The sequence below is a fragment of the Pseudomonas sp. MM213 genome, from assembly GCF_020423045.1.
Taxonomy (GTDB): Bacteria; Pseudomonadota; Gammaproteobacteria; order Pseudomonadales; family Pseudomonadaceae; genus Aquipseudomonas; species Aquipseudomonas migulae.
Map to the genome: position 1 here is coordinate 1,413,090 of NZ_CP081943.1, position 25,502 is coordinate 1,438,591.

The window sequence follows — 25,502 nt, forward strand, 5'->3', positions numbered from 1 at the left end:
CAATCGACGATGCGGGGCTTGACGGCGTATTTGCTTTTGGTGTCTTCTGAAACCGGTTTCAGTGCGATCTCAAACGCACGGACCTTATAACTCCAATAAGAAGGTTTCAGACCGTGAACGATTTCTCCGCCGCCCAGCGCAGCCGCGTGACCATGCTTGATGTCGCCGAACACGCCAAGGTCTCCAAGGCCAGCGTGTCGCGGTTCATCGGCGAGGATCGCGCCTTGCTGTCCGATGCGATTGCGTTGCGCATCGAACAGTCGATTGCCGAACTGGGCTATCGCCCGAACCAGATGGCTCGCGGTCTGAAACGTGGACGAACCCGCCTGATCGGCATGCTGGTCGCCGACATCCGCAACCCTTATTCGATTGCCGTGATGCACGGGGTGGAAACCGCCTGCCGTCAACACGGCTACAGCCTGGTGGTGTGCAACACCGACCGCGATGACGAGCAGGAATGCCAGCACCTGGCCCTGCTGCGCTCGTACAACATCGAAGGGCTGATCGTGAACACCCTCGGCCACCACCGCGACGAATTGCAGGAACTGCATCGCGAGATGCCGCTGGTGCTGGTGGACCGCAAGGTCGAGCACCTCGAAAGTGACATGGTCGGGCTGGACAACCCGGCAGCGGTCGAGATCGCCATCGCCCACCTTGAAGAACGCGGATACCGCGATGTGCTGCTGGTTACCGAACCGTTTGACGGCACCAGCTCACGGATCGAACGAGTCAGCAGTTTCAAGGCGCAGATCGCCCGGCGTTCGGCGCTGCGCGGAACGATGAGCGAAACCGGCAGTGACCTCACCGCAAACCTCAAAACCTTTCTCGATACACCCGGCCCCGGCCCGAAGGCGCTGTTCTGCGCGAACGGGATTGCGGCGCTGGCCGCGACCCATGCGTTGCGCGAATTGCAGTGCACGTTGTTCGAGGATGTCGGCTTGATCGCCCTTGATGACCTGGATTGGTACCCGCTGGTGGGCAGCGGCATCACCGCCCTCGCCCAACCGACGACCGAGATGGGTGCAAGTGCGTTTGAATGCTTGCTCAAGCGTTTGCGCGGGGATGACGGGCCGGTGCGGACGATGGATTTTTCGGCTCGGTTGATTGTGCGTGGGTCGACCCTGGGAAATTCTCGGTGAATGTTTCGGCCCCTTCGCGGGCAAGCCTCGCTCCTACAGGACACCGACAACCCGTAGGAGCGAGGCTTGCCCGCGAAAGGGCCCGAAAGACCACCACAAAACCTCATCCTCTTTTTTTGAACAAAAATGAAACCGGTTTCAGAGGTCCATGACAATGCATAAACCACCCGTTTCCATCAGCCTCTCCAGCTACGGCGCCGACCTCGTCCGCCAGCGCGGTCAAGGCAGTTTCATCGATATCCTCGCCGCTGCGGGCGCCAGCCACATCGAATGGCGCGAAGAATTGCTGACTGTTGAAGACCCCGCCCAACTGGCCGATGCCACCCAGGCGCAAGGCCTCGAAAGCGTGTATTCCTCGCCGATGGAACTGTGGCTGGCCGGCCAGTCGAAACCCAATCCGCAACTGATCACCGCCCTGCAACGCGCCCAGGCCTTCGGCGCCAAATGGCTGAAGGTGTCCCTCGGTTACTTCACCGACACCAGCGACCTGCAAACCCTCGCCCGGATCCTGGGCAAAAGCGCCGTGCAACTGTTGGTGGAAAACGATCAGACCCTGCACGGCGGTCGCATCGAACCGTTCCAGCGTTTTTTCGCAGCGGTCGAGCAACACAATCTGCCGATCAAAATGACCTTCGACATCGGCAACTGGCACTGGCAGGACCAGTCCGCCAGCAGCGCCGCGCGTCTGCTCGGGCGCCACGTCGGCTACGTGCACTGCAAAGCCGTGTCACGCCGGGCCGACGGCAAACTGGTCGCCATGCCGCCTGCTGCCAGCGACCTGCATTCGTGGGAACAACTGCTGCGGCACATGGCCCAAGGCGTGATGCGGGCCGCGGAATATCCGCTGCAAGCCGATGACCTGGTGCAGCTCACCACCGAGCATGTCGCCGCCCTCGCCCACTTGGGGCAAGCACGCCTGGAGAGCGCTCATGTCTGAGATCGATATCCTGTCGTTCGGCGAAACCATGGCGATGTTTGTCGCCGATCAAAATGGCGACCTCGCCAACGTCGACCACTTTCACAAACGCATTGCCGGGGCCGACAGCAACGTCGCCATCGGGTTGTCGCGACTGGGGTTCAAGGTGGCGTGGTTGAGCCGGGTCGGCGACGACTCTCTGGGGCGCTTCGTAATCGACACCTTGAAAAAGGAAGGCCTGGATTGCAGTAACGTTGCCCTCGATGCCGCACACCCGACCGGGTTTCAGCTCAAGTCACGTACCGACGATGGCGACGATCCCAGGGTCGAGTACTTTCGGCGCGGTTCGGCGGCGAGTCATTTGTCGCCGCAGTCGATCATCCCCGAACTGCTCAAGGCGCGGCACTTGCACGCCACCGGCATTCCTCCGGCGCTCTCGGAAACGGCGCGACAGATGTCTTTCGAACTGATGACGCGCATGCGTGAAGCCGGGCGCAGTGTGTCCTTCGACCCGAACCTGCGCCCGAGCCTGTGGGCCAGCACGCAACAGATGATCAGCGAAATCAACCGCCTCGCCGCCCTCGCCGACTGGGTGCTGCCGGGTTTGAGTGAAGGTCGTTTGCTGACCGGCTATGAAGACCCGGCTGACATCGCCGCGTTTTACCTCGACCAGGGTGCCGAAGCGGTGGCGATCAAGCTCGGCCCGCACGGCGCGTATTACCGCACGCATCTGGATGACGGTTTCGTGGCGGGCGTGCCCGTGGAAACGGTGGTCGACACGGTCGGTGCCGGCGACGGGTTTGCCGTCGGCATGATCAGCGCGCTGCTGGAAAACCACAGCGTTGCCGACGCCGTGAAACGCGCCAACTGGATTGGTAGCCGTGCGGTACAGAGTCGTGGGGATATGGAGGGGTTGCCGACCCGATCCGAAATGTCCATCGAATTCGAGACCGCTATCGCCAGCAGGCTGGCTCCCACAGGGGATTTGTGTCGCCTATAGATCCAGTGTGGGAGCTAGCCTGCTAGCGATGAGGCCCGCTCAATCACCGAAGATTTAAACCCGTTACCTGCTGCGACAAAAACAACAAGCTCAGGAGCACCACTCATGAAAACCGCAACGCTCGCCACCCGCCGCTGGTGGTACATCATGCCCATCGTGTTCATCACCTACAGCCTGGCGTACCTGGACCGCGCCAACTACGGATTCGCCGCCGCCTCCGGGATGGCCGCCGACCTGATGATCACGCCTGGCCTGTCGTCGATGCTCGGCGCACTGTTCTTCCTCGGCTACTTTTTCTTCCAGGTGCCGGGCGCGATCTACGCGCAAAAACACAGTGTGAAGAAGCTGATTTTCGTCAGCCTGATCCTCTGGGGCAGCCTGGCGACGCTCACCGGGATCGTCTCCAACGCCTACTGGCTGATCGTCATTCGCTTCATGCTCGGCGTGGTCGAAGCCGCGGTGATGCCGGCCATGCTGATCTACCTGTGCCACTGGTTCACCCGTGCCGAACGCTCGCGGGCCAATACTTTCCTGATCCTCGGCAACCCGGTGACCATGCTCTGGATGTCGGTGGTGTCGGGCTATCTGGTGCAGCATTACAGCTGGCGCTGGATGTTCATCATCGAAGGTTTGCCGGCAGTGCTCTGGGCGTTTATCTGGTGGCGTCTGGCGGATGATCGTCCGGCCCAGGCCAAGTGGCTCAGCGACGCCGAAAAGCACGATCTGGAAAGCGCCCTCGCCGCCGAACAGGTGGGTATCAAGGCGGTGAAGAACTACGCCGAGGCCTTCCGCTCGCCGAAAGTGATCATCCTGGCCCTGCAATTTTTCTGCTGGAGCATCGGCGTCTACGGCTTCGTGCTATGGCTGCCGTCGATCCTCAAGGCCGGCGCGCAAATGGACATGGTCGAAGCCGGCTGGCTGTCGGCGCTGCCGTATCTGGCGGCGGTGATCGGGATGCTGCTGGTGTCCTGGGGCTCGGACAAACTGCAAAAGCGCAAACGCTTTGTCTGGCCACCGCTGCTGATCGCCTCGATTGCGTTCTACGGATCGTACGCGCTGGGCGCCGAACATTTCTGGTGGTCGTACACCCTGCTGGTGATTGCCGGGGCCTGCATGTACGCGCCTTACGGACCGTTCTTCGCGATCATCCCGGAAATCCTCCCGTCCAACGTCGCCGGTGGCGCCATGGCGTTGATCAACAGCATGGGCGCGCTGGGCTCGTTTGGCGGCTCTTATCTGGTCGGTTACCTGAACAGCTCCACCGGTTCGCCGGGCGCGTCGTACCTGCTGATGAGCGGCGCGCTGATGTTTTCGGTGGTGCTGACAATTCTCCTCAAGCCCGGCGCCAGCGACCGGGAACGTCCTGCGGTTGCGCAAACACGCCCGACCGCCGCCCATCCTTGAATTGATGCAGAGATGAATACGATGAAAAAGCAGGTCGTGCTGTACAAGAAACTCTCACCGTTGCTGATGGCTCGCCTGCATGAGCAGACCGACGTGACGCTGATCGACAACCTCGACGCCGATGGCCTGGCGCAACTGCGCGAGGCCCTGCCCCGCGCTCACGGGTTGCTCGGTGCCAGTCTGAAACTGGACGCGGGCCTGCTGGATCTGGCGCCGAATCTACGCGCCATCGCCAGCGTTTCGGTAGGCGTCGACAACTACGACATCGACTACCTGACCGAGCGGCGAATCCTGCTCAGCAACACCCCGGACGTGCTCACCGAAACCACCGCCGACACCGGCTTTGCGCTGATCCTCGCGACGGCCCGGCGCGTGGTGGAACTGGCGAACATGGTTCGTGCCGGCCAGTGGAACCGCAACATCGGCCCCGTGCATTTCGGCAGCGATGTGCACGGCAAAACCCTGGGCATCATTGGCATGGGGCGAATCGGCGAAGCGTTGGCCCAACGCGGGCATTTCGGTTTCGGCATGCCAGTGATCTATCACAGCCACTCGCCGAAACCGGCGGTGGAACAGCGCTTCAATGCGCAATACCGCAGCCTGCCGGAGCTGTTGCAGCAGGCCGATTTCGTTTGCCTGACATTGCCGCTGACAGTGGAAACCGAGGGGCTGATCGGTGCTGAACAGTTTGCGCTGATGCGTCCAGAGACGATCTTCATCAACATTTCACGGGGCAAAGTGGTGGACGAAACGGCGCTGATCGAAGCGTTGCGTTCCGGGCAGATTCGCGCAGCGGGGCTGGATGTGTTCGAACGCGAACCGCTGAACCCGGACTCGCCGCTGTTGCAACTGAACAACGTGGTGGCGACACCGCACATTGGCTCGGCGACCCATGAGACGCGCGAAGCGATGGCGACGTGTGCGGTGGACAATCTGCTGGCAGCGTTGGCGGGTGAGCGGCCGAAGAATCTGGTGAATACGCGGGCGTGGAAGGGTTGAAGATTTAGTCGCCTGTCAGTCAGTCTTCGCGGGCAAGCCTCGCTCCTACGGGATTACGCAGCACCTGTAGGAGCGAGGCTTGCCCGCGAAGGGGCCGGCATTGCCAACACAAATCTGTCAGGCCCGGCGCGCTTCCAAAAGATCCGCCGCACACAACGCAATCCGCCGACACGCATCCGCCAGTTTCCGTTGATCCACCACCAACCCGATCCGGATGTGCCCCGCCGCGCTTGGCCCGAACGCTTCGCCGGCCAGCACCGAAACGCCATAGCCCTCCAGCAGCCGCTCGGCGAAGTGCTGGGCAGACAACCCGGTCTGGCGCACATCGACCATCACAAACATCCCGCCATCCGGCCGAACCGCCCGCACCCCCGGGCACGCACTCAGGCTCGCGCACACCAGGTCGCGCCGCTGACGGTATTCCTCGCGCATCATTGCCACTTCCGGCAGATCACCCTCCAGCGCAACCTGCGCCGCCTTCTGCACAAAGTCCGGAATGCCGAACAGCATGCACAACGACAGATGTTCCAGATGGTCAATCAAGGGCTTGGGCCCGATCACCCAACCGACCCGCCAGCCGCTCATGGCGTGGGATTTCGACAGGCTGTTGAGCGTCGCGGTGCGCTCGGCCATGCCCGGCAGGCTGGCCGGGCTGATGTGCTCGCCCTCGTACAACAGATCGCTGTAAACCTCGTCACTGATCAGCCACAGGTTGTGCCGAATACACAGCGACGCCAGTTCCTGCCAGATCTTCAGCGACAGACTGGCACCGGAAGGGTTGTTTGGACTGTTGAGCAAAAGCGCGCGGGTTTTCGGCGTGATCAGCGCCGCGACATCCGCCGGATCAACGCGAAAGCCGTTCTCCGGACGCACCGCCACCGGCACCGCTTTCGCCCCGCAGGCACCGAACACGCCTTCATAGGTCACGTACATCGGTTCGGCGACGATCACTTCATCGCCCGGATCGAGCAGGCATTGCACGACCGAATACACCCCGCACTGGGCGCCGGGCGTCACAATCACCTGATCCGCATCGATCTCCTGACCGCTGCAACGCCGGTGACGGTTGACGATGCTGTCGCGTAGCCCGCGACTGCCGCGCACTTGCGAGTAATGCGTGTCGCCAGCCAGCAGGCTGTCAATGCACGCCTGGACGATGGGACGCGGCGTATCGAAGTCCGGATCACCCACCGACAACAGCAACACATCAACGCCCTGCTCTCGTAATTCCAAAGCTCGGTAATGAATCTGCCAGGCCGCAGCGCCGTCTCCGGCAATTCGTTGGGTCAAGGCTGAATAGCGCATGTATTTCTCCAATCGCGCGTGTTCCTAGTCTCAACCCTATCTCAAATCACGAAACGCGCCACCATGGCATTCAAATCAACGGCCAGGCGCGACAGTTCGTGGGTGGCAGCGCTGGTCTGGTTGGCCCCGGCAGCGGACTGGGTCGCCAGGTCGCGGATGTTCACCAGGTTGCGGTCGACTTCACGGGACACCTGCGCCTGCTCTTCGGACGCGCTGGCGATCACCAGGTTGCGTTCGTTGATCAGATGGATCGACTGGGTGATCTGCTCCAGCGCGACACCGGCGGCTCGGGCCATTTCCAGGGTGCTGTGGGTGCGCTGATTGCTTTGCTGCATCGACGAAACCGCCTCCCCCGTACCGTTTTGGATGCCGGCCACCATCTTCTCGATTTCCTGAGTCGATTGCGCCGTACGATGCGCCAACGCCCGCACCTCGTCCGCCACCACTGCAAAACCACGCCCGGCTTCACCGGCACGGGCCGCTTCAATCGCGGCGTTCAGTGCCAGCAGGTTGGTCTGTTCGGCAATGGCGCGAATCACGTCCAGCACCTTGCCGATGTCCCGCCCCTGAGCGGCCAGGCCTTCGATCATCAGCGAGGTGTTCTGCACGTCGTGGGTCATGGTCTGGATCGCATCGACGGTTTCCACCACGCGGTCGCGACCTTCACGAGCAGCCTGGGTCGACTGGTTCGAGGCTTCGGAAGTCGACACGGCGTTGCGCGCCACTTCTTCCACGGCGGCGGTCATTTCGTTGACTGCTGTGGCGGCTTGTTCGATTTCATTGTTTTGCTGTTGCAGACCGCGGGACGCTTCTTGCGTGACCGTGCTCAGCTCTTCGGCGGCGGCGCCCAGCTGCGTGGCGGAACCGGCGATCTGCTCGATGGTTTTGCGCAAACTGGCCTGCATGGTGGACAAGGCGCCGAGCAAACGGGCCGGCTCATCCTTGCCATCGACTTCGATGACGTTGCGCAGGTTGCCGCCCGCGATGGTTTCAGCAGCCTGCAATGCACGGTTCAGCGGGGTGACGATGCTGCGGGTCAACAGCCAGGCCAGCAACACGGTCATCAGCGCGGCAATCACCGCAACGACCACGATGCCGGTGATGGCGTTGCTGTAGTGTTCGCCCGCTTCGGCCGAAGCGGTCTTCGCATCGGTGGTGTTGAGTGCCACCAGTTTATTGAGCTGCTCGCCCATCTGGTCGGTGCCGTCCTTGATCCGCGTATTGATCAGGGTGCGCATCTCATCCAGCTTGTTCTGCCGCGACAGTTCCATCATCTGGTTCTGCGCTTGCATATAGGTGTCGAGGGTGGCGGTGAACGTCTTGTACAGCGCGGCTTCTTCTGGCTGGGCGGGCAAGGCTGCGTAGCTGGCCTGAGCGCTGCGCAGCTTGTCGGTGAGGACGCTGATGCGAGTCTGGGCTTCCTGCAACGCGGCGGGTTCGCGGTTGACCAACACCCGGAACGAGAGGATGCGCATGCGCAGGACGTTTTCCGTCATGTTGCCCAAAAACCCGATGCTGGGCAGTTGCGTCGTCTCCATATCGACCGATGCCTGGCGAATGGTCGTCATGCGGCTCACGGCAAATACACCCAGCACGATGACCAGCAAGGCAATGAAGGCAAAACCCAGGAAAGCTCGAGGCGCGATGTTCAGATTACGCAGGGACATAGGACGATACTCGGGTGATTGAGTCTTCGAGCGTCCTTGCCGTGATCACTGGCGGGCGGGCATTGAGGCGCACCGCTCAGGCTGGCGCCACTGTTGTAATAGGTTTGTGTGCGCCTGATATCTGTATCGGCTGGGGTTGAGGATTTTTGCGGGGATTTGCGAAATATATTTCAAGGGATTACGAGTGTTTCATCCGTGAAACACTGATCTTTGGTTCGCCGCGTCCCCCTGTAGGAGCGAAGCTTGCTCGCGAAGGTCGTCAACGATGACGCAGGTTGTCTGGATGAACGCGTTGCCCTCACGTTCTTCGCGAGCAAGCTTCGCTCCTACAATGGCCGTGGGGTATTCAGGATTGGCGTTTGGCGATACGCCAGACCCGGGCGATGTCGCTCGCCCGCTCGCGCAACAACCGTGGCGCCTCGGTGCACGCCTGCTCCAGGGTCATCGGCCCGCTCGCCAAGGCAAACGCGGCGTCGATGCCATGTTCGTACAGGGCCTGATAACCCTCGCCCAAGGTGCCGGCGATGACGATGACCGGTACGCCGTGTTGCCCGGCGATGCGTGCGACACCAAACGGTGTCTTGCCGCGCAGGGTTTGCGCATCGAAGCGGCCTTCGCCGGTGATCACCAGGTCGGCGCCCTTGACCGCATCGGCCAGGCCGACCAATTCCGCGACCACTTCAACCCCGGCTTTGAACTGCGCGCCCAGGAAGGCCTTGGCGGCAAACCCCAGGCCACCCGCCGCGCCGCTGCCCGGCTCGTCACGCACGTCATTGCCGAGGACCTGGGCGCAAAGCCCGGCGAAGTGCCCGAGGGCGCGATCCAGCTGCTCGACCTGCGCAGGCGTTGCGCCTTTTTGTGGGCCGAAAATCGCAGAGGCGCCGTGGGGGCCGCACAGTGGATTGTTGACGTCGGCGGCGATGTCGAAGCGCACGTCGGTCAGACGCGGATCGATGTCACTGAGATCGATGCGCGCCAGTTGCGCCAGTGCCAATCCGCCGGGCGCCAGGGTTTGGCCTTGTGCATCGAGCAGTTTCACGCCCAGCGCTTGCATCGCCCCCGCGCCGCCGTCGTTGGTGGCGCTGCCGCCAATCGCCAGGATCACCCGTTGCGCCCCGGCGTCGAGTGCCGCGCGGATCAACTCACCGGTGCCGAAGGTGCTGCTGATGCACGCATCGCGTTGCCCCGGCGGAACGAGTTGCAAGCCGCTGGCCTCGGCCATCTCGATGATGGCGGTGAGGCTCTGGGGCAACCAGCCCCACGCGGCGTCGACCGTTGTGCCCAGCGGCCCTTTGACGCGAGTGCGACGGAGTTGACCTTCGCAGGCGGCCAGAATCGACTCGACCGTGCCTTCGCCCCCATCGGCCATCGGGCATTTGACCAGTTGCGCATCGGGCCAGACTTCAACCAGACCAAGGGCAATGGCATCGGCCACGCCTTGTGCGCTGAGGCTGTCCTTGAACGAATCGGGGGCGATGACGATTTTCATGCGAATTCTCCAGTTCCAATGCCCCCATGCTGCCAGCCGGCCTGAACAATAACGCCGGTCCGCTGCACAAGTGGCACGGAGGATTATTGTTCATTTTCACAAAACCCGGTGGGAGCGAGCCTGCTCGCGAAAGCAATCTCAAGTACGCCGAAAAACCTGTAGGAGCCCGGCTTGCCGGCGATGGCGATTTCGAGGACGCCATCGCCGGCAAGCCGGCTCCTACAAGGACGTGTTCACAACGTCATGGATTTGCGTCTGTTTGTGGGAGTAGCTGCACGCCGAGGTACAGCGCCAGCATGCCATCGAGGCGCAACGGGTCGACGCCGCTGAGCTCGGCAATCCGCTCCATCCGGTAACGCAGGCTGTTGCGGTGAATGCCCAGCGCATCGGCGCAGGCCTGGCTCTGGCCGTCGTGATCGCACCAACTGCGCAACGTCGCCAGCAATTGGCCGTTGCCGTCCTTGGCGATGACTTTGCGCAAGGGCTTGAGCAATTCGTCCAGCGCATCATCGTTGCGATGGCGCCAGAGCATCACCGGCAATCGATAACGGGTCAGCGTCAGCAGACGTGAATGCGGCAGTACATCGCGCCCATAGGCCAGCAAGTCGCCGACCCGCCGATAGCAACGGCGCAAACCCGACAAGCCGTCGGCCTGCCCGCCCACGGCGATGCGCAAGATATTCCAGCCGAGGCCGTCGAGCTTTTCCAGCAAGCGGTCGTTCTCGATCGCCTGGTTGGCCGGCCGGCACCACAGCAACGACGACTTGGCCGAACTCACGCACCAACTGTCCGGGTAGCGCGAGGTCAGCCAGGCGCTGAGTGCGTCGACGGTTTGCCCCGGACCGTGCTCCATTCCCAGCTCGAACAAATACGGCACCCGCGTCAGTTGCGGTTTGAGCCCAAGCTGTTGCGCCTCATCGATCAAGCGCGGCGAATCCCCTGCCTCGCTGAGCAGCAACGCCAGCAAATCATCGCAACGCTGGCGCCGCCATTGCTGTTCGGCCTGCTGATTGCGCTGGCCCACCAGCATCTCGGCGGTCATGCGCACCAGTTCGGCGTAGGTGCGCAATTGCTCGGGTTCGCCGGTGATGCCGAGCACGCCAATCAGCCGTTGATCGAGCAACAGCGGCAGGTTGATACCCGGTTGTACGCCCTTGAGGTGGATAGCGGTTTGCGCATCGATTTCCACCACCCGCCCGTTGGCCAGCACCAGTTGCGCGCCTTCGTGCCGGGTGTTGACCCGCTCCGGTTCACCACTGCCGAGAATCAACCCCTGGCTGTCCATGACGTTGACGTTGTAAGGCAGGATGGCCATCGCCCGGTCGACGATGTCCTGGGCCAGGTCGTGATCGAGTTCGAACATTGTGGTGGTCCTTCAAAGCGCGGTTGTTCACCCGCACAGGGCTTGGTTGCAAACCCTGTGCTCAGGCACAAAGACAGCAGCCCTGAGGGTGGTCGAGACTCTCAGGGCGATCAACGTTACCCTTTGCATCGCAAAAAATCATAATAAAGAGAGAGCCCGCCATGTCACAGAGCGCCGCCGCTACCCAGGCCATCGTTGACGAAAAAAACGCCGTCTACAAACGCATTACCCTGCGTTTGATCCCCTTCATCTTCATCTGCTACCTGTTCAACTACCTCGACCGGGTGAACGTTGGATTTGCCAAGCTGCAGATGCTCGACGCGCTGAAGTTCAGTGAAACCGTGTACGGCCTCGGCGCCGGGATCTTCTTTATCGGCTACGTGCTGTGCGGCGTACCGAGCAACCTGGCGCTGACCAAATTCGGCCCGCGCCGCTGGATCGCGCTGATGATGATCACCTGGGGCACGCTGTCGACCTGCCTGCTGTTCGTCACCACCCCGACCGAGTTCTACACCTTGCGCCTGTTCACCGGCGCGGCCGAAGCCGGGTTCTTCCCGGGCGTGGTGTTGTACCTCTCGCAGTGGTTCCCGACCTTCCGCCGTGGCCGCATCATGGCGCTGTTCATGTCGGCGATCCCGGTGTCCGGCCTGCTCGGCAGCCCGTTCTCCGGCTGGATCCTCAACCACTTCGCTGCGGGCCAGGGCGGCCTGGCCGGCTGGCAGTGGATGTTCCTGCTGCAAGGCATCCCGACCGTGATCCTCGGCGCCCTCGCCTACTTCCTGCTGAGCGACAGTTACGCCAACGCCAAATGGCTCACGCCGTTCGAACGCTCGGTGCTGGAAGCCGACCACGCTGAAGACCTGGCCAACAAACCGAAAACCACCACCGACTCGCTGCTGGCGGTGTTCAAGAACCCGGCAATCTGGGCGTTCGGTTTGATCTACTTCTGCATCCAGAGCGGGGTCTACGCGATCAACTTCTGGCTGCCGTCGATCATCAAGAACCTGGGCTTCAACGATAACCTGGTGATCGGCTGGTTGAGTGCGATCCCGTACCTGCTGGCGGCCGTGTTCATGTTGATGGTCGGCCGCTCGGCGGACTTGCGCAAAGAACGTCGCTGGCATTTGGTGGTACCCATGTTGATGGGCGCAGTGGGCCTGCTGATCGCCGTGAACTTCGCCACCACGCCTGCCATCGCCATCCTTGGCCTGACGATCGCCACCATGGGCGCCCTCACCGGCCTGCCGATGTTCTGGCCGGTGCCGACCGCACTGCTGAGCGCCGGCGCGGCTGCCGGTGGCCTGGCGTTGATCAACTCGATGGGCCAGATGGCCGGCTTCCTCAGCCCGTACCTGGTCGGTTGGGTCAAGGACACTACTGGCTCGACCGATGCCGCGTTGTACTTGCTGGCGGGCGTGATTGTCTGCGGCAGCCTGCTGGCGTTGCGCATGACCCGCACCCTGCGCGTCTGACACCTGTCCCCTGTGGGAGCGAGCCTGCTCGCGATAGCGGAGTGTCAGTCAACATAGCTGTTGAATGTTGAACCGCAATCGCGAGCAGGCTCGCTCCCACATTTGATTGTGGGGGGGGGCAATAATTGTGTTTGCCCCATGCGGTTGTTCTGGTATTTGATTGAGCCTTTCCCACTGGTAAAAGGATTTCGTCATGAGCTACCGCACGCTGGGTCACTCGGGATTGCAGGTGTCCACCCTGACCCTGGGGACCATGATGTTCGGCGAACAGACCAGCACCGAAGATTCCCTGCGGATCATCGACAAGGCCTGGGACCAGGGCATCAATTTCATCGACACCGCCGACGTCTACACCAACGGTCGCTCTGAAGAGATCGTCGGCGAAGCGATCGCCGGCAACCGCCACGAATGGGTGCTCGCCACCAAAGTCGGTTTCGGCCCGGTGGACGGTGTGCCGAACCGCAGCGGCCTGAGCCGCAAGCACATTTTCAATGGCATCGATGCCAGCCTCACGCGCCTGGGCACCGACTACGTCGACCTTTATTACCTGCACCGCGAAGACCACAACACGCCGCTGGAAGTGACGGTGTCGGCCATCGGCGACCTGATTCGCCAGGGCAAAATCCGCAACTGGGGGTTGTCGAACTACCGTGGCTGGCGCATCGCCGAGGTCATTCGCGTGGCCGACCAACTGGGTGTCGACCGCCCTGTCATCAGCCAGCCGCTGTACAACATCGTCAATCGCCAGGCCGAAACCGAACAGATCACCGCCGCGCAGAACTACGGTTTGGGCGTTGTGCCTTACAGCCCGCTGGCGCGCGGCGTGCTCAGCGGCAAATATGCGCCGGATGTAAAACCGGATGCCAACAGCCGCGCCGGGCGCGCCGACAAACGTATTCTGGAAACCGAATGGCGCGTCGAATCCCTGCGCATCGCCCAGCAGATCCAGCAGTACACGCAAGATCGCGGCGTCGGTATCGTCGAATTCGCGATTGCCTGGGTGCTGAACAACAGCGCCGTCACCTCGGCCATTGTCGGGCCGCGTACCGAAGAGCAATGGGATGCCTACACTAAGGCGCAGGCGGTGAAGATCACGGCGCAGGATGAAGCGTTTATCGACTCGCTGGTGACACCGGGGCATGCGTCCACGCCAGGGTTCAATGATGTGAGCCATTTCGTGTCGGGCCGCAAACCGCGCAACACCTGAAGAAACACATAACCACTGTAGGAGCGAGCCTGCTCGCGATGATCTGTCAGTTGATACCGATGTGGCTGATACACCATCGCGAGCAGGCTCGCTCCCACAGGGTATTGCCGTGTTGTAAATATTGATCATCCGAACAATATTCAACACAAAAACCACGTATCCTCCGCACCCCGTTTCACGTTCAACTTCGCGAGGACAGTTTGTCTAAAGGTATCGCTCTATCGGTTTCGGCCTCTGTGCTGTTTGCCGTCATGTATTACTACACCTCACTGCTCAACCCGTTGAGCGGTGTGGAAATTTTTGGCTGGCGCATGCTGCTGACAGTGCCGTGCATGACCGTGTTCATGGTGGTGTCCCGCGAATGGAAGCGCGTGGTCGAGCTCGTTCGCCGAGCCATCGCCCAGCCGAAACTGATTGCCGCCCTGATCGCCTCTTCGGCCCTGCTGGGCGTGCAACTCTGGCTGTTCATGTGGGCGCCGCTCAACGGCTACAGCCTTGATGTGTCGCTGGGCTATTTCCTGTTGCCACTGACCATGGTCCTGACCGGACGGCTCGCCTACGGTGAGCGCCTCTCCTATCTACAGAAAATTGCCGTGTTTTTTGCCTGCCTCGGTGTGATCAACGAGGTGTATCAGGTCGGTGGTTTTTCCTGGGCGACGTTGCTGGTGTGCATCGGCTATCCAACGTATTTCATCCTGCGCAAGCGACTGGCGACGGACAACCTCGGCGGCTTGTGGCTGGACATGGCGTTGATGCTGCCGGTGGCCTTCTGGTTCGTACAGACCGGCGAGCAAGGTTTCAATGTGTTTGATCAGCATCCGTGGCTGTCACTGTTGATCCCGCTTCTCGGCGTGATCAGTGCGTCGGCGCTGGTGATCTACATCATCGCCAGCCGGCTGTTGCCCTTCAGCCTGTTCGGCCTGTTGAGCTACGTCGAGCCGGTGCTGTTGCTTGGCGTTGCGTTGCTGCTCGGGGAAAGCATCAAGACCGGGGAATGGCTGACCTACATTCCGATCTGGATGGCGGTGCTGGTGCTGATGTTCGAAGGGTTCAAGCACATGATGCGACAACGCCGCCCTTAAGGCCTGTGCAAAAACAAATGTGGGAGTGAGCCTGCTCGCGATAGCGTCGTCAAACTCAACATTGATGTTGGCTGACAGACCGCTATCGCGAGCAGGCTCACTCCCACAGTTTTTATCGGTGGATCAACTTAGTCGGTGGAGAGCACACCACGACGAACCTGGTCACGTTCGATCGATTCGAACAGCGCCTTGAAGTTGCCCTCGCCGAACCCGTCGTCGCCTTTACGCTGGATGAATTCGAAGAACACCGGGCCCATCAGGGTTTCCGAGAAGATCTGCAACAGCAGACGCTTGTCGCCCGACTCGGACGAACCGTCCAGCAGGATGCCTCGCGCTTGCAGTTGATCAACCGGTTCGCCGTGGTTCGGCAAGCGGCCTTCAAGCATTTCGTAATAGGTTTCCGGTGGCGCCGTCATGAAGCGCATGCCGATGCTTTTCAGGTGATCCCAGGTCTTGATCAGATCGTCGCTGAGGAACGCCACGTGCTGGATGCCCTCGCCGTTGAACTGCATCAGGAACTCTTCGATCTGCCCGGCGCCCTTGGAGGACTCTTCGTTCAACGGGATGCGGATCATGCCGTCCGGCGCGGTCATCGCCTTGGAGGTCAGGCCGGTGTATTCGCCCTTGATGTCGAAGTAGCGGATTTCACGGAAGTTGAACAGCTTCTCGTAGAAGTTCGCCCAGTACGCCATGCGGCCACGATACACGTTGTGAGTCAGGTGATCGATGATCTTCAGGCCGGCACCGACCGGGTTGCGGTCAACGCCTTCGATGAACACGAAGTCGATGTCGTAGATCGAGCTGCCTTCACCGAAACGGTCGATCAGGTACAGCGGCGCGCCGCCGATGCCTTTGATCGCCGGCAGGTGCAGTTCCATCGGGCCGGTTTCGATGTGGATCGGCTGCGCGCCGAGTTCCAGTGCACGCTTGTAGGCCTTTTGCGAATCCTTGACGCGGAACGCCATGCCGCACACCGACGGGCCATGCTCGGCCGCGAAGTACGAAGCGACGCTGTGAGGTTCGTTGTTGAGGATCAGGTTGATCGCGCCCTGGCGATACAAGTGCACGTCTTTGGAACGGTGGGTCGCGACTTTGGTGAAGCCCATGATCTTGAAGATCGGCTCCAGCGTGTTCGGGGTTGGCGATGCGAACTCAATGAATTCAAAGCCCATCAGGCCCATCGGGTTTTCGTATAAATCTGCCATGGTCGGTGCCTCATCATTTTCTGGTCAATTAACGAATCGTTAGTTGCTGGCAATGCTGAGACCGGCGGGTGGCGCGCAGGAGATGCCCCGCACGCTGCGCGCGAGGAAGTCACCGTAGATCAATTGAAACCCAAAACTCTTCATTGTCGACCCAAGGCTATTACGGGCGAGGCTTCTGCTGCCAGAAGCCATTTATTCTTATATGCGTAACCGGATTCTACACAGCGTAAATAGGTTTGTCCGCCTTCTGTATCAAATCCCCTTTTTCCCTAGTCGCGCAAGGGGTTTGTTGCAGAGGAAAATCCCCGCCAGAATCAGCCCTCCGCCCAGACACATCGTCAGGGTCAATCGCTCGCCGAGCAGCAACGCACCCAGGATGACAGCGGTCAGCGGATTCAAGGCGATGAACACCCCGGAACGGGTCGCGCCGATTTTGCGCAGGCCGTCGTAATAGCCAATATACGCCAGCGCCGAGCCCAACACGCCCAGATACATCAGGCTCAACCATTGCGCCGGGTCAAGGCTGACCAGCGCCGCAACACTCACCTCGCCCCTGACGGCACTGGCCACCCAGAGCATCACCGTGCCCAGCAAAATCGAATACGTCACCGTTTGCACCGGCCCCAGGGTTTGATTCAGATCTCTGGAGAACAGTGAGTAAATGCCCCAACCGAGCACGCAGCCGAAAATCAACAGATCGCCGAACCAGGCATCCGCCTGACCGGCCAACAACTGCGGATGACGACTGACAATCACCAGGCTTGCCCCGGCAATGCAGATCGCGATGCCGATGACTTTCGCTCGACTCAAGCGCTCCTTGAACAGCAGACACGAGGCCAGTCCGATCACGGCCGGGTTCAGCGCCACGATCAATGACGCCCGCGAGGCATTGATGTAGTGCAGGCCATAGAAGAAGCACAGGTTGTAGAAAAAAATCCCGAAAAAGCCCAACAACGCCAGTTGCAACCATTGCCGAGGGCTCGGCCGGGCCAGTGGAATGCGCGCGAGCAGCAAAAACAGGAGCAGCGCCGCGCTGGCCAGCAAAAAACGCAGGCTGGCGGCGAACAACGGGCTGAGGCTATCCGCCAGAAACCGCCCCGCGACGAAAGTGCCGCCCCAAATCATGGTGACCGCCGCGAGTTTGAAATAAACCGCGACATCGGAAGGCTCCGACAGGCTTTGCTCATATGCAGTCATAAGTCTCCAGAACGACAGATCGATTCGATGGCGTATCATTTCGCTAATATTCGATCATCGTAAAATGAGTAAAAGCTCATGACCCTCACTCAGCTGGAGATCTTCTCGCTCGTTGCCGAACTTCACGGCTTTACGGCGGCGGCCAATCGTCTGGGCATTTCTCAATCCGCGGTGTCTCACGCCCTCAAGTCGCTGGAACAGGAACTGGGCGTCGAGCTGCTGCGGCGGCATCAGTCTCAGGTCGAACTGAGTGACATCGGCCAACAGCTGCTGTTGCGCGCCCGGGCAATGCTCGGGCTGGCCAACACCTTGCGCCAGGAAGCGGCGGATGCCCGCGGCATGAAACGCGGCACATTGCGCATCGGCTCGTTCGGCCCGACCTCATCGATCAAGTTGTTGCCGACGATCCTGCAGCACTACCGCGCCGCTCACCCCGGCATCGAGGTGCACATTGATGAAGGCCCCGACCGCCAAGTGATCCAGTGGCTGGAAGAGCGACGCATCGACATCGGCTTCGTGGTGTTGCCCGAGGAGCGCTTCGACACCTTTGCGCTGTTCGAGGACCAGATGGTCGCGTTGCTGCCCGCCCATCATCCGCTGGCGGCTCGCGCCAGCCTGACCCTGGGCGATTTGTGTCACGACCCGTTCGTGCTGACCGAGGCCGGCTCTTCGGAGCTGGTTTCCCGCTTGTTCAGTGCCGCGCGGTTGACGCCGAACATTCGTTATCGCTGCTCGCAGCTGCTCAGCACGCTGGATACCGTTGGCCGGGGCGATGCCTTGACCGTGGTCGCCGAAGGCTCGCTGCCCACGCATCACGACGACCGCTACCTGAAAAAACCGCTATCGCCAGCGATCGCACGCCAGGTCGGCCTGGCCGTGCTCGACCAACGCCAGAGTTCACCGGCGGCACTGGCCTTTATCAAACTGGCCACAAGCCTGGCCTACCGTTGAGCGGCATAAGCCACAAAGGCCAACTATCATGGCCTCTGACCGAACTCTTTTGGGGAGGCGTGCCGTTGTCCTGCCTGCATTTGAGAGCCCTATTTCATCGCTACAGGTTTCGCAAATGCCACTGACTGTAAAAACCCGCCGCCAACGCGGCAGACGGATTATTGTCACCGTATTGAGTGGTTTGCTCCCGATGTTGCTCGGGTTCGCCATTCTTTACCTGCAAGCTGAGCGCGCGCTTGAGCAAAGCACCCGACTGACCGCCGAAGAAGCCATCCGCCAATTCGAACTGATGCTCGACAACACCGCGCAGGCCGCACGCGAATTGCTGCCGCTGGCCGGGAAAAGTTGTATTGACGTCAATCTGGCCTTACGCGAGCAAGTCACCCGCCGTCCGTTTGTGCGCTCGACCAATCTGGTGTGGGACGACACCAATTATTGCAGTTCTTTGTTCGGCGACTTCCGCGAAAAAATCGAAGCGGGCGACTACAGCAACGGCACGTTGCGACTGATGAAAGGCAATCTGGTCACGCCCGATTCCGCGGTGCTGGTGTACCGCATCGGCGAAGGCAAAAAGGGCGCGCTGAGCACGCTCGACGGTTATCACTTGAGCAACGTACTGCGCATGATCGGCCGCTCGACAATATTGATGCTGCAAGTCGGCCCCCATTGGCTGACCGCCGATGGCCAGTTCCATCAAGACCCCCTCCCCACTTTGCCCGTGGCGCAAACCAGGCTCGGTTCCTCGCGCTACGCGTTCTCTGTAACAGCCGGATTTCCCGAAGGCGAAACGTGGCGCTACATGAGTAGCGAATATCCGCCGCTGTTCAGCTTGCTGATCTTCTTCGGCGTGGTGTCAGGTTCCATCGGGCACTTTGTGCAGAAGCGCTCTTCGTCGCCGAGCCATGAACTACAGCGAGCACTGGAAGCCGCGGAGTTCGTTCCATACTTTCAGCCGGTGGTTCATGGCGACAGCAAGAAATGGTCAGGCACCGAGGTGCTGATGCGCTGGAAGCACCCGAAGGAAGGCCTGGTTCGTCCCGATCTGTTTATTCCGTTCGCCGAGCACTCCGGGCTTATCGTGCCCATGACCCGTTCTTTAATGCAGCAAACCGCCGCATTGCTGGCGCCCTTGTCGACCTCATTCGAAAGCCCGTTTCACGTGGGCATCAACATCACTGCCAGCCACTGCAAGAACCTGGAACTGGTCGAAGATTGCCGGACATTCCTGGGCAACTTTGCGCCGGGCTCCATTCACTTGGTACTGGAGTTGACCGAACGTGAACTGATCGAGCCGACCGCCATCACGTTGCAGTTGTTCGAGCAACTTCACGCGCTGGGCGTGATGATCGCCATCGATGACTTCGGCACCGGCCATTCAAGCCTGGGTTATCTGCGCCAGTTCAATGTCGACTTCCTGAAAATCGACCAGAGCTTTGTCGCCCTGATCGGTGCCGACGCCCTCTCCCGGCACATTCTGGACACCATCATCGAACTCTCCGCCAAGCTCGATCTGGGCATCGTCGCCGAAGGCGTGGAAACCGAAGAGCAAAGTGACTACCTCACCGCCCATGGCGTGAACTTTCTGCAAGGATATCTGTTCGGCAGGCCGATGCCCGGTGAAGACTTCATTAAGGCATTAAGTCACCATTAACTAATGGCATTAAGCGACGAGACAACGGCGATGCGCACCAAATTGAATCAAAAGACTACTCTCGTTACATGAAGAAAAAGTCAGGATTTACTCTTTGCTCATTAACTACTACAATTTTTCATGCCTGCTATAAATTGGCAGGTGAGCCACTATCACCGAGTCGCTACAAGGCTCTTGGCTTATAGCTTTGTTTGCGGTTGGTATCAGCCAAACACACTATTGGAGTAAAGATATTGTCCAGACTCGCTGAATTTCGTGCAGCTGAAAAGGCCCTTCAAGAGCAGCTCAAGCAGCTGGAATCCCTGAAGAACGATGCCGGGCTCAAGAAAGAAATCGAATTCGAAGAAAAGCTCCAGGGGCTGATGAAAACCTACGGCAAGAGCTTGCGCGACATCATCGCCATTCTCGATCCGAACCCGGCAAAATCCGGTCTGCAGCAGGCCGCCGCGCCGAAAACCCGCCGCGCTCGCGTGGTCAAGGTTTATCAGAATCCGCACACCGGTGAACTGATTGAAACCAAGGGCGGCAACCACCGCGGCCTGAAAGCCTGGAAGGAACAATACGGTGCTTCCACCGTTGATTCCTGGCTTCGCGGCTAAGCACTCGCGGTGACAAAAAAGCCCTGCATCAAGCAGGGCTTTTTTATGGATACCTGTTAAATGCAACGATTGGAATCGATCAATTCGCTACTTATCGACTAACTTTGTGCTTAATCCCTTTGGGTATCTAAACATTGCGAAATGCACGACCGTGCAAACCGTTATCTAAAGTTTCAAGCTGTTACGAGCAGCCTCTATTTCACCCAGGCTTGCCTTGTAAGCCTCTGCCTGCCCTGCGTACGAAAGAACATAAGCCTTATCGGCATCCACCGCCGCGACCAATGTTTGCGAAAGCACATGGCGTCCGTTCTGCGTAATGGTGCAGGTAGTTTCCAGTGCCGCCAGGCGGCTCAACGTTGCCGGATGGATTTTGTTGCACACGCTTTGATAACCGCCCTGAAAGAAGTCTTTCTGCACGGACTTGCGCATTTCCAGCAGCACACCTTGCAGATTGACCTGATGACCGCTTTCCACTGTCGTCATGGTCAACTCCATGACCATCAACGGCGCACCGCCTTGATCGTTTTTCACCGCGCGCTGCCGGGACACCTGAGGCGTAGCCTGATCCGGCGGGGTCGCTTCGACTTCCCAGCCATCTGGCCAGGTCACGATCGGCGCATCCGCATGAGCACAGGCAACGCCTGACAACAGGAAAATCAGAACGAACAGCGATTTACAGGATCGGGTCATTGCAATGAATACTCACGGATTGAGCGATAAAGTCTGAGCCTCGTCCGCCTGTCAGGCAATAGCGGGTGGTTTGGGTTTGGTGATGCCTGCGCCCTTGCGTATCATTGGCGTCATTCGTTAGCCCCACTTATTTTCCGGAGGGCCCATGAGCCTGCACGAATTGAACACCTTCCCAGGCGTCACCGCCCAACCTGACACCGCAACGCAGAATTTCGTGTTCAACCACACAATGCTGCGGGTCAAAGACATCACCAAGTCCCTGGATTTCTACACGCGGGTCCTCGGTTTCTCGCTGGTGGAAAAGCGCGACTTCCCGGAAGCCGAGTTCAGCCTGTATTTCCTGGCGCTGGTCGACAAGAACCAGATCCCGGCCGATGCCGCAGCCCGCACCCAATGGATGAAGTCGATCCCCGGCATCCTTGAGCTGACCCACAACCACGGCACCGAAAACGATGCTGATTTCGCCTACCACAACGGCAACACCGACCCGCGCGGTTTCGGCCACATCTGCATCTCAGTCCCGGACATCGTCGCTGCGTGCGAACGCTTCGAAGCGCTGGGCTGCGATTTCCAGAAGCGCCTGAACGACGGCCGCATGAAGAGCCTGGCATTCATCAAGGACCCGGATGCTTACTGGGTCGAGATCATCCAGCCAGCGCCACTGTAAACATCACCACGTCCCTGTAGGAGCAGAGCTTGCTCGCGAAGGCGGTGTGTCAGTCTGCATATCTATTGACTGACACACCGCCTTCGCGAGCAAGCTCTGCTCCTACAGGGGTTTGTGTTTTCAGCGTCCGGTTTATGCCGGGGCCGATGTCCGGATCAAGTGATCGAATGCGCTCAGGGAAGCCTTGGCGCCCTCGCCTACTGCAATCACAATCTGCTTGTACGGCACGGTCGTCACGTCACCGGCGGCGAACACGCCCGGCATCGAGGTTTCACCACGGGCATCGACGATGATCTCGCCGCGAGGCGACAACTCGATGGTGCCTTTGAGCCAGTCGGTGTTGGGCAGCAGACCGATCTGCACGAAGATACCTTCAAGGCTCACCGTGTTGAACTCACCCGAATCGCGATCCTTGTAGACCAGCCCGGTCACCTTCTGGCCGTCACCTTTCACTTCACTGGTCAGTGCGCTGGTGATGACATCGACGTTGGGCAGGCTGAACAACTTGCGTTGCAACACCGCATCGGCGCGCAGCTTGCTGTCGAATTCCAGCAGCGTGACGTGGCTGACAATACCGGCCAGATCGATCGCCGCTTCAACTCCGGAGTTACCGCCGCCGATCACCGCTACGCGCTTGCCTTTGAACAGCGGACCGTCGCAGTGCGGGCAGAAGCACACGCCTTTGGCTTTGTATTCCTGCTCGCCCGGCACACCCATTTCACGCCAGCGGGCGCCGGTGGCGAGGATCAGTGCCTTGGTCTTGAGGGTCGCACCGCTTTCGAAGCGAACCTCGTGCAACTCGCCTGGATTCTTCGCCGGGATCAGCGCGGTGGCCCGTTGCAGGTTCATGATATCGACGTCGTATTGCTTGACGTGCTCTTCGAGCGCGCTGGCCAGTTTCGGCCCTTCGGTCTCCTGCACGGAGATGAAGTTCTCGATGGCCATGGTGTCCAGCACCTGCCCACCAAAACGCTCAGCCGCCACACCGGTGCGAATGCCTTTACGGGCGGCGTAGATCGCTGCCGAAGCACCGGCCGGGCCACCGCCGACCACCAGCACGTCAAAGGCTTCCTTGGCGCTGATTTTCTCGGCCTGACGCTCGGCACCACTGGTGTCGATCTTGGCGAGGATTTCTTCCAGGCCCATGCGGCCCTGGCCGAAAATCTCGCCGTTCAGGTAAATGCTTGGCACGGCCATGATCTTGCGATCATCGACTTCGGCCTGGAACAACGCGCCGTCGATAGCAACGTGGCGGATGTTCGGGTTGAGCACGGCCATCAGGTTCAGCGCTTGAACGACGTCCGGGCAGTTCTGGCAGGACAGCGAGAAGTAAGTCTCGAAGCTGAACTGGCCTTTGAGCGAGCGGATCTGTTCAATCACTTCCGCACTGGCTTTCGAAGGGTGGCCACCGACTTGCAGCAGGGCCAGCACCAGCGAGGTAAATTCGTGGCCCATCGGGATGCCGGCGAAACGCAGGTTTATGTCGGCACCGGGGCGATTGATCGAGAACGATGGTTTACGCGTGTCGTCACCGTTGTCGAGCAAAGTAATTTGGCTGGAAAGACTGGCAACGTCTTTCAGCAGTTCGAGCATTTCCCGGGATTTCGCACCGTCGTCGAGGGATGCAACGATCTCGATCGGCTGGGTGACCCGTTCCAGGTACGATTTCAACTGGGCTTTAAGATTGGCGTCCAACATACGGGCGATTTCCTTTGCTTTTCTTGAGGCGAAAAAAAGCCCGAGCGAATCTCGCCCGGGCTTTTCTATTGGGCGGTGCAGCTTACTGAGTAGGTGCGGAGTTCCGCCCTTTGAAGCGTGTCACAGACTTAGATCTTGCCGACCAGGTCCAGGGACGGAGCCAGAGTGGCCTCGCCTTCTTTCCACTTGGCTGGGCAAACCTGGCCTGGGTGAGCAGCGACGTACTGGGCAGCCTTGATTTTGCGCAGCAGCTCGGAAGCGTCACGGCCAACGCCGCCATCGTTCAGCTCAACGATTTTGATCTGGCCTTCTGGGTTGATCACGAAGGTGCCACGGTCAGCCAGACCAGCATCTTCGATCAGTACGTCGAAGTTGCGGGAGATAGCGTGGGTCGGGTCGCCGATCATGGTGTACTGGATTTTGCCGATGGCTGGCGAAGTGTTGTGCCAGGCAGCGTGGGCAAAATGGGTGTCAGTGGAAACGCTGTAGATCTCGACGCCCAGTTTCTGGAACGCGTCGTAGTTGTCAGCCAGGTCTTCCAGTTCGGTCGGGCAAACGAAGGTGAAGTCTGCTGGGTAGAAGAATACAACCGACCACTTGCCTTTCAGGTCAGCGTCCGAGACTTTTACGAAGTCGCCGTTTTTGAATGCGTCAGCTTTGAATGGTTTAACTTGGCTGTTGATGATAGGCATCGTTGACTCTCCGTCAGGGGTTAAGAAGTTGATGGAGTGAACTCTACCCACTCGACGGACGGATGGCTCATTGGCAAACCTCATGCTGCTGATTGGTTTTCGCTATTAGCAGGCAGTATTAATAGAAGGAAAAGGTATCTAGGGCGCCAACGGCTTTTCCGAAATCCGCGTCATTCCCAGAAATGGACTGGCTTCTACGTAACGCATGGCCGATTTCATATCCTTCCAGCCGACGTAACTCATCAGCGATTTCAAATCCCAACCGCTTTGATGAGCCCACGTGGCAAAACCCCGTCGCAACGAATGGCTGGTGTAGTGCTCGGCCGCAATGCCGGCGCGCTCCAGTGCCTGGCGCAATAACGGAATGATGCTGTTGGCGTGCAAGCCCTCTTCGCTCAAATGCCCCCAGCGGTCGATGCCACGGAACACCGGCCCGCGCACCAATGCGGCCTCGGTCATCCAGTCGATGTATGCCTGCACCGGACACAAGCGCTGCAACGCCGGCGTCTGGTAAGTCTTGCCAAGGTTTTCGCGGTCGCTCTTGCTGCGAGGCAGATACAGGGTGATGCCTGAACCGGCACTGGCCTGCACGTGCTCAATCTGTAGGCGGCATAACTCGTCGCTGCGGAAACCGCGCCAGAAGCCCAGCAAGATCAGCGCCCTATCGCGCCGGGCTCTTAACAGGGCCGGTCGGTCGTCTTTTGATTTCGCGGTTTGCGCCTCCTGCTCAAGCCAGGCCACCACTTGCTCCAGATGCTGAAGCTGCAATGGTTCAGCCTGCTTCTCCTGCGCCGGGTGCAGCGCGCGGATGCCTTTGAAGACTTTGCGCACCACGGGCGCCTTGGTCGGATCGGCAAACCCCTGGCTGTTGTGCCACTGCGCCAGCGCCGACAACCGCAGCTTTAACGTATTGATCGATAACTCACCCGCATACGCCACCAGATAACGCGCAACGCTGTCAGCCGTGGCCGGCAGAAACCCGCCCCAATCGACTTCGAAATGTTCGATGGCCGCCCGGTAACTTCGGCGAGTGTTGTCGCGCGTGGCGGCTTGCAGGTAACGATCCAGATCGCTCATGGGCTTACTTCTCGAAGGCGTACTGATTTCTT

The 25,502-nt window shown here is 60.0% G+C and carries 22 protein-coding genes; 12 read left to right on the forward strand and 10 right to left on the reverse strand.

The annotated features are described in order from the left end of the window. Positions 1–113 precede the first annotated feature (113 nt). The 5 genes from K5R88_RS06290 to K5R88_RS06310 all read left to right on the forward strand — a co-directional run bounded on the left by K5R88_RS06290 (position 114) and on the right by K5R88_RS06310 (position 5,458). On the forward strand, positions 114–1,139 hold the full coding sequence (locus K5R88_RS06290; RefSeq protein ID WP_317850748.1) for a LacI family DNA-binding transcriptional regulator: 1,026 nt from the start codon (positions 114–116) through the stop codon (positions 1,137–1,139). Positions 1,140–1,293: 154 nt separating this feature from the next. Beyond that, positions 1,294–2,076 (forward strand): sugar phosphate isomerase/epimerase family protein, encoded by a 783-nt coding sequence (locus tag K5R88_RS06295; protein WP_192227067.1) that lies wholly within the window; start codon positions 1,294–1,296, stop codon positions 2,074–2,076. Further along, a complete protein-coding gene (locus K5R88_RS06300) occupies positions 2,069–3,055 on the forward strand; it encodes a sugar kinase (RefSeq protein ID WP_226299455.1) in 987 nt (328 codons plus the stop codon). Before K5R88_RS06295 ends, K5R88_RS06300 begins: the two co-directional genes overlap by 8 nt. A 105-nt stretch (positions 3,056–3,160) precedes the next feature. Further along, positions 3,161–4,459, forward strand: coding sequence for an MFS transporter (locus K5R88_RS06305; RefSeq protein ID WP_226299456.1), 1,299 nt, complete (start codon positions 3,161–3,163; stop codon positions 4,457–4,459). Positions 4,460–4,480: 21 nt separating this feature from the next. After that, positions 4,481–5,458: an NAD(P)-dependent oxidoreductase gene (locus tag K5R88_RS06310; protein ID WP_226300238.1), complete on the forward strand. Its 978-nt coding sequence runs from the start codon at positions 4,481–4,483 to the stop codon at positions 5,456–5,458. A 117-nt stretch (positions 5,459–5,575) separates the two neighbouring features. On the opposite strand, the gene K5R88_RS06315 is transcribed toward K5R88_RS06310, so the two are convergent. The 4 genes from K5R88_RS06315 to K5R88_RS06330 form a co-directional block, all read right to left on the reverse strand. After that, positions 5,576–6,763 (reverse strand): pyridoxal phosphate-dependent aminotransferase, encoded by a 1,188-nt coding sequence (locus tag K5R88_RS06315; RefSeq protein ID WP_226299457.1) that lies wholly within the window; start codon positions 6,761–6,763, stop codon positions 5,576–5,578. A gap of 41 nt (positions 6,764–6,804) precedes the next feature. After that, positions 6,805–8,430 carry a methyl-accepting chemotaxis protein gene (locus tag K5R88_RS06320; protein WP_226299458.1) on the reverse strand — a complete coding sequence of 542 codons (1,626 nt, stop codon included), beginning with the start codon at positions 8,428–8,430 and terminating at the stop codon, positions 6,805–6,807. A 346-nt stretch (positions 8,431–8,776) separates the two neighbouring features. Next, a complete protein-coding gene (locus K5R88_RS06325) occupies positions 8,777–9,919 on the reverse strand; it encodes a glycerate kinase (protein WP_207284405.1) in 1,143 nt (380 codons plus the stop codon). A 241-nt stretch (positions 9,920–10,160) separates the two neighbouring features. Then, the gene (locus K5R88_RS06330; RefSeq protein ID WP_008036866.1) at positions 10,161–11,282 is read right to left on the reverse strand and encodes a sugar diacid recognition domain-containing protein; all 1,122 of its coding nucleotides are present in this window, start codon (positions 11,280–11,282) and stop codon (positions 10,161–10,163) included. 161 nt (positions 11,283–11,443) lie between these two features. Between K5R88_RS06330 and K5R88_RS06335 the strand changes: the two genes are divergently transcribed. The 3 genes from K5R88_RS06335 to rarD all read left to right on the forward strand — a co-directional run bounded on the left by K5R88_RS06335 (position 11,444) and on the right by rarD (position 15,043). Next, on the forward strand, positions 11,444–12,754 hold the full coding sequence (locus K5R88_RS06335; protein ID WP_008031098.1) for an MFS transporter: 1,311 nt from the start codon (positions 11,444–11,446) through the stop codon (positions 12,752–12,754). Positions 12,755–12,947: 193 nt separating this feature from the next. Then, the gene (locus K5R88_RS06340; protein ID WP_008036869.1) at positions 12,948–13,961 is read left to right on the forward strand and encodes an aldo/keto reductase; all 1,014 of its coding nucleotides are present in this window, start codon (positions 12,948–12,950) and stop codon (positions 13,959–13,961) included. Positions 13,962–14,161: 200 nt separating this feature from the next. Further along, positions 14,162–15,043: an EamA family transporter RarD gene (rarD, locus tag K5R88_RS06345; protein WP_226299459.1), complete on the forward strand. Its 882-nt coding sequence runs from the start codon at positions 14,162–14,164 to the stop codon at positions 15,041–15,043. Positions 15,044–15,171: 128 nt separating this feature from the next. Here the strand turns inward: rarD and hppD are convergent, their stop codons facing one another. Together hppD and K5R88_RS06355 are read right to left on the reverse strand one after the other, a co-directional pair. Further along, positions 15,172–16,248 (reverse strand): 4-hydroxyphenylpyruvate dioxygenase, encoded by a 1,077-nt coding sequence (gene hppD / locus K5R88_RS06350; protein ID WP_008031092.1) that lies wholly within the window; start codon positions 16,246–16,248, stop codon positions 15,172–15,174. A gap of 252 nt (positions 16,249–16,500) precedes the next feature. Then, a complete protein-coding gene (locus tag K5R88_RS06355) occupies positions 16,501–17,445 on the reverse strand; it encodes a DMT family transporter (protein WP_226299460.1) in 945 nt (314 codons plus the stop codon). Between the two features lie 78 nt (positions 17,446–17,523). On the opposite strand from K5R88_RS06355, the gene K5R88_RS06360 reads away from it, so the two are divergent. The 3 genes from K5R88_RS06360 (at position 17,524) to K5R88_RS06370 (ending at position 20,646) form a co-directional block, all read left to right on the forward strand. Next, complete coding sequence (locus tag K5R88_RS06360; RefSeq protein WP_223480391.1) at positions 17,524–18,396, forward strand: LysR family transcriptional regulator; 873 nt, start codon at positions 17,524–17,526, stop codon at positions 18,394–18,396. Between the two features lie 115 nt (positions 18,397–18,511). Then, positions 18,512–20,047, forward strand: a complete 1,536-nt coding sequence (locus tag K5R88_RS06365; protein WP_226299461.1) for an EAL domain-containing protein — start codon at positions 18,512–18,514, stop codon at positions 20,045–20,047. Between the two features lie 233 nt (positions 20,048–20,280). Beyond that, positions 20,281–20,646 (forward strand): histone-like nucleoid-structuring protein, MvaT/MvaU family, encoded by a 366-nt coding sequence (locus K5R88_RS06370; RefSeq protein ID WP_008031084.1) that lies wholly within the window; start codon positions 20,281–20,283, stop codon positions 20,644–20,646. Between the two features lie 165 nt (positions 20,647–20,811). Here the strand turns inward: K5R88_RS06370 and K5R88_RS06375 are convergent, their stop codons facing one another. Continuing rightward, positions 20,812–21,336, reverse strand: coding sequence for a DUF4946 domain-containing protein (locus K5R88_RS06375; protein WP_226299462.1), 525 nt, complete (start codon positions 21,334–21,336; stop codon positions 20,812–20,814). 145 nt (positions 21,337–21,481) lie between these two features. On the opposite strand from K5R88_RS06375, the gene gloA reads away from it, so the two are divergent. Further along, a complete protein-coding gene (gene gloA / locus K5R88_RS06380; protein WP_008031081.1) occupies positions 21,482–22,003 on the forward strand; it encodes a lactoylglutathione lyase in 522 nt (173 codons plus the stop codon). 132 nt (positions 22,004–22,135) lie between these two features. On the opposite strand, the gene ahpF is transcribed toward gloA, so the two are convergent. From ahpF to K5R88_RS06395, 3 genes are all read right to left on the reverse strand, one after another. Beyond that, complete coding sequence (ahpF, locus tag K5R88_RS06385; RefSeq protein WP_226299463.1) at positions 22,136–23,701, reverse strand: alkyl hydroperoxide reductase subunit F; 1,566 nt, start codon at positions 23,699–23,701, stop codon at positions 22,136–22,138. A gap of 128 nt (positions 23,702–23,829) precedes the next feature. Beyond that, entirely contained in the window at positions 23,830–24,393 is a 564-nt protein-coding gene (gene ahpC / locus K5R88_RS06390) for an alkyl hydroperoxide reductase subunit C (RefSeq protein ID WP_010460707.1), read from the reverse strand. A 138-nt stretch (positions 24,394–24,531) separates the two neighbouring features. Then, positions 24,532–25,470, reverse strand: coding sequence for a site-specific integrase (locus tag K5R88_RS06395; RefSeq protein WP_192416223.1), 939 nt, complete (start codon positions 25,468–25,470; stop codon positions 24,532–24,534). Positions 25,471–25,502 lie beyond the last annotated feature (32 nt).